At 29.2% G+C, this 4,734-nt stretch carries 5 protein-coding genes; 3 read left to right on the forward strand and 2 right to left on the reverse strand.

Features of this window, described 5'->3' with window-relative positions; genetic code table 11:
• Positions 1-406: 406 nt before the first annotated feature.
• The 3 genes from HN894_15435 (at position 407) to HN894_15445 (ending at position 2,839) form a co-directional block, all read left to right on the forward strand.
• Complete coding sequence (locus HN894_15435) at positions 407-871, forward strand: hypothetical protein (protein MBT7144714.1); 465 nt, start codon at positions 407-409, stop codon at positions 869-871.
• A gap of 14 nt (positions 872-885) precedes the next feature.
• Positions 886-1,062 (forward strand): hypothetical protein, encoded by a 177-nt coding sequence (locus tag HN894_15440; protein MBT7144715.1) that lies wholly within the window; start codon positions 886-888, stop codon positions 1,060-1,062.
• 766 nt (positions 1,063-1,828) lie between these two features.
• Complete coding sequence (locus tag HN894_15445) at positions 1,829-2,839, forward strand: T9SS type A sorting domain-containing protein (GenBank protein MBT7144716.1); 1,011 nt, start codon at positions 1,829-1,831, stop codon at positions 2,837-2,839.
• A 373-nt stretch (positions 2,840-3,212) separates the two neighbouring features.
• Here HN894_15445 and HN894_15450 read toward each other — a convergent pair whose 3' ends face one another.
• Entirely contained in the window at positions 3,213-4,088 is an 876-nt protein-coding gene (locus tag HN894_15450) for a hypothetical protein (GenBank protein MBT7144717.1), read from the reverse strand.
• A 78-nt stretch (positions 4,089-4,166) separates the two neighbouring features.
• The gene (locus HN894_15455) at positions 4,167-4,559 is read right to left on the reverse strand and encodes a hypothetical protein (protein MBT7144718.1); all 393 of its coding nucleotides are present in this window, start codon (positions 4,557-4,559) and stop codon (positions 4,167-4,169) included.
• Positions 4,560-4,734 lie beyond the last annotated feature (175 nt).

Raw genomic sequence — 4,734 nt, forward strand, 5'->3', positions numbered from 1 at the left:
CTGGCTGATTATTTTTGTTGCGGAATTACTGCCAAATTGAATATCAATTTTTATTTTCAAAAAATATTTCTATTTTTGAAATTTTTATTGAACATCAAGGTGGGTGTCCGCATACGCTTATGCTGGGCACACACAAAAAATATAGTGAATTTGACTGATATTGCTAAATATGAAGATTAAAGCAAGAAATAAAATTAGCAGCAAATTGGAAATGAAGTGTTTCAAAATACCAAACACACTATATTAAAACCATTGATAAGATGATATAATTATTAAGAAATAATTATATTTGAAAAATGAAATTAGAAATAGTTTAATTGATAAAGAAATTAAAAAAAATAATAAAGAAATAAACGGAATTTTCCGTTTATACTAATGTTACAGGTAATTTTAACGACCATGATATATGGAAAAAGACAGCATAGAATATTTTGTAAATAAATCAAAAGACTTAATAAAAGAGCAATTTGACAGTTTTGTTGCCACACATTCTAAAGCTGCAACTATCACTGCGATGCTCTCAATTTTCGTCCCTTTATTTTTTTCTGCGATAAATGAAGCAAATAACTGTATAAAATGGATAAGTATATTCCCTATAATTTCAATGATAGGTTCTGTTACATTTATGCTTTTGGTTTTAAAGCCAAGAAAAATGAGAACTGGATTTAATGCTTTAAAATTGGATAGCCTTAAAAATGAAGAGCCGAACAAAATATTAGAATTAGAAGTAGCTGCTAATTTGACAACCTATGAACAAAATGAAATAACAACGGAAAAACAACAGTCATATTTTAAAGCAGGTTTGTATTTGGCTATTTTTTCTATTATTGTTTCAACAATACTACTTTTTATCAACTTATTAATCAAATAACTAAAAACTGAATTATGGCTGACAATAATGAGAATTCGAACAACGACCAAAGTAACCAATCAAACAACAATCAAAATGACAATAGTCAATCTAACAGTAATGACAATCAAGAACAAGGTTTTGGACGTGTAAATGAAGAAGATTTGAATATCATCGAAAAAGGTGAAAAAGATAATATTAATAAAAAATAAACATTGCTTCTGAAATAAAATACAAATAACATACCTGTAACAAAAGCTATACATCATGCTGACTATCAGGCAAATTGAAGGCATTATGCATTATAGAATCTCCGCCAAATCTTTGATTTGCCGGTTTAAAATAATTTATAAGGTAAATCAAAAATTTGGCTATTTGCAGTTTGAAAAGGTGTTGGTTAAAGCCCGCCCGCTGCATAGCCCAACGTTAAGAAAATGGCATACTTAACAAGGAGTAACTAACAAGAATACAAAACAAATTCCGATTCTTTAATTTCATATTTTTTTAAAACATATTTATGCGATTTGTATAAATAATTTTGATTTTTGATTCTTATTTTTCGCCAGGGTTTTAATTCAGATAATTGCGAAGCCGACAACAATATTTTTGCTTTTGCTTCTTTTCTCAAATTCTGGTACCAATAAATATAATCTTTAAAAAAATGGTGATACAAGCTATATACACGTCAAGATTATGGCGAAGGGCTTATTTTGTATTTGCAAAGGTTTGCGCTGCCAAATTTTCATATTCACAAGTTCCAAAAGGATAATCATTTCCATTTCCCTAAGCTATTTATTATCTGTTTTGGATAAAACAGAACAAGAAGCAAAGAAAACATTCAATACTCAATTTTCAATAAACAATTTTCAACAACAAAATTTCTATGCAAAGGCAATATTTGAATGTTGAATATTTAAAAAATATAGTATTTTGTTAAATTTTTATTTAGGGATATTAGCTAAGCAAAAACATTTAGTTATGAATAATTTATCTACTATATTGACATTATTTTTACTGTTTCTATTGGTGAGGTTGAATATTAATGCTCAACAAAAAGGCACAATAAGCGATTATGATGGAAATATTTATCAAACTATTATTATTGGAAATCAGGAATGGATGACAGAAAATCTGAAAACAACCCATTATGCTGATGGAACAGCTTTGGTTGATGGAACATATGTTGATGATATAACAGGCGATTATTCCACAAAATATTATTTTTGGTTTAATGATGATTCAGCAACTGCAGCCGGAATTTTTGGTGCCTTATATACTTGGGCTGCTGCTATGAATGATGAAACAAGCAGTTATCAAAATCCAAGCGGAGTTCAAGGGGTTTGTCCTGACAACTGGCATCTCCCAAGTGATGATGAATGGAAAGAATTAGAAATGTTTTTAGGAATGTCTCAGTCTGAGGCTGAAGGTACCGATTGGCGAGGCACTAACGAAGGCAGCAAACTTGCAGGAAATGCAAGTCTTTGGGTACAAGATGTTTTAGAAAATAATGCTGAATTTGGCACTTCCGGGTTTATTGCTATTCCTGCAGGTTTTAGAGGCATAAGTGGTACTTTTTATGATTTATTCATAAACTCAGATTTTTGGAGTGCTACAGAAGCTAATAGCTCAGAAGCCTGGAACAGAGAGCTATTCTATACTGAAACCCAGGTTGGCCGTAATAAACGTAGCAAAGCTTATGGTTTTGAAATCCGTTGTATCAAAAATGCAGGAACATCTGTGAACGATTTAGAGAAAAACAATGAAATTAATTTCTATCCAAATCCAAGCAAAGGAAGTATTCACATAAATTTAGCCAATCATAAAGAAACTAATATCTTTATTTATTCTATTGATGGAAGACTTATTCATACTGAACTAATAAGGCAAAACAAAACAAGATTGAATATTTCATACTTTGAAAAAGGAATTTATCTCATTCAAATACAAAACAATGATTATATTAAAACAAAAAAATTAGTAATAGAATGATAAAGATAGAATTACGATAAAATATTATATATGCATTTGTAAAAAAAATAAAGGAAAAGTATATCGAAAAGATAAAAGAACAAATGAAACATTCATGACAATTTATTATTGACACACACGAACATGATTATATGAAAGTGGAGGTAGTCAAAAATATTATGTTAAATAGAAATTTCAATATGCTCATAATCAATAAAATAAAAATATAATCATATGAAAATGGTTTTTGATGAGATGATTTATCGGTTGCGGCATGAAACATTAGGGAGTTCGGAGTAGCTTTCTTGTCAAGCTACACCTGATTTTGATGCGAGCTAAAATGCTGGCATACCTATTAACTCCCCAATGTTTTATGACCGCGTATTATGTGGCGTTAATTCTTCAATTTAAACTCTAAAGGTAATTCTTCATTATTTATCAATGAATTAATCCGATTTATTTCATTAATCGAAAAGTCTCCTGTAATAATGCACTTACCTTCTATTATCTCCGACTTTACAATTGGAGCTTGAAGCACCTTTTTATCCATTACAATCGCAATTGATTTACCAATATTTCGCTTAGTAATGTCTTTCCAAATTGATTTTCCTGACTCGTTAAAAGAAACCATCAGCTCAGGTTTTTTACCCGACAAATCATTTTTAACAACCGATTTAGAGATGTAAGAATTATCAAGTGAAGCATTACTTTGAAGTAAAAATAATTGAAAATCTTTATTATCATTTGGCTGCTCACTCCAATAGAAGTTTATCCCATGACCTGGTTTACTTGCATAATGCTTTTTCAGATAAAGCTCTACTTCTGATTTTTTATCTTCTTTACAATATCCATATATTCCTGTACAACCATCAATTTTCTTCTCATCAGATGGAATATTTAATATTGAAGCTAAATCTTTTTCTACACCAAGATTTTTAATAACTTCTAATCTATCATAAGTCTCATAAAACTCAACGCTTCCTTTCGAAGTCAACAAATTAGTAACATCAACTAATTCTACTTGACTATCAATGGATATGTCGATACATGACGCTTTATGGTCAACAAAAACATCAGCATTTTGTATTCCATAATCCTTTAATCTGGCTTTAATAATATCCGCTGACTTTATTAAAATGTCTGGAGAATAATTCTCATTGACACATTGAATTGTAACTATTTGTTTTTCCTTTCTAACAGATTTTGGAAATGCAGAAATTAGTATACTACTTATAAATACTGTTATTAATATATAAACTATTGATTTCATAATTTTAAATTTTTGAATTAATAATATAGGCTTTATCACATACATAAAAGCCTCCTTAAAAAAATTGTATAAATATTATTATGAAATCAATAAGTAATCCAAAGTAGAGGTGAACTGTAAGTAGGAAAGTTGAAGCCTTAATAGATTTGGCTTAAACTCGTAAAATCTTAATTCTTCCGTTTTAAATTGCTGATTTACTATTTTGTTAGAAATCGTTAAATCAAATTTGTTTTTCCATGATTCTATGTCAAAGCGAATGCAATTTTCAAAAGAAACATTATAATCAGGAAGACTGGCAGGTTTAACAAGTGTAGCTGAATTATTGATATCAACGATTTGCTCTAAAGAAATATTTTGACAGTCAGTATTTGAATTTGAATCATTAGTCGTTATCAATAGCAAGCAAAATAAGAAGATAAAAGTAAAAAATCTTCCAATCCAATTATCAATATTATCTCTTGTTTCAATCATTCAATTACAAAGATAATTAATTTTTCGAAACTGCTGGATATACCGGTCATGTTGACCCCTCAATCCGGCCATATTGACCCCTCTAGATTTTGGTTTTAAAGAACGCTTTAATATGACAAAATTTCAGTTTACAAAATCATTTTTTCATACTTCAAATTTACTTTTTTTTCTTAAA

Source organism: Bacteroidota bacterium (assembly GCA_018692315.1).
Classification (GTDB): domain Bacteria; phylum Bacteroidota; class Bacteroidia; order Bacteroidales; family JABHKC01; genus JABHKC01.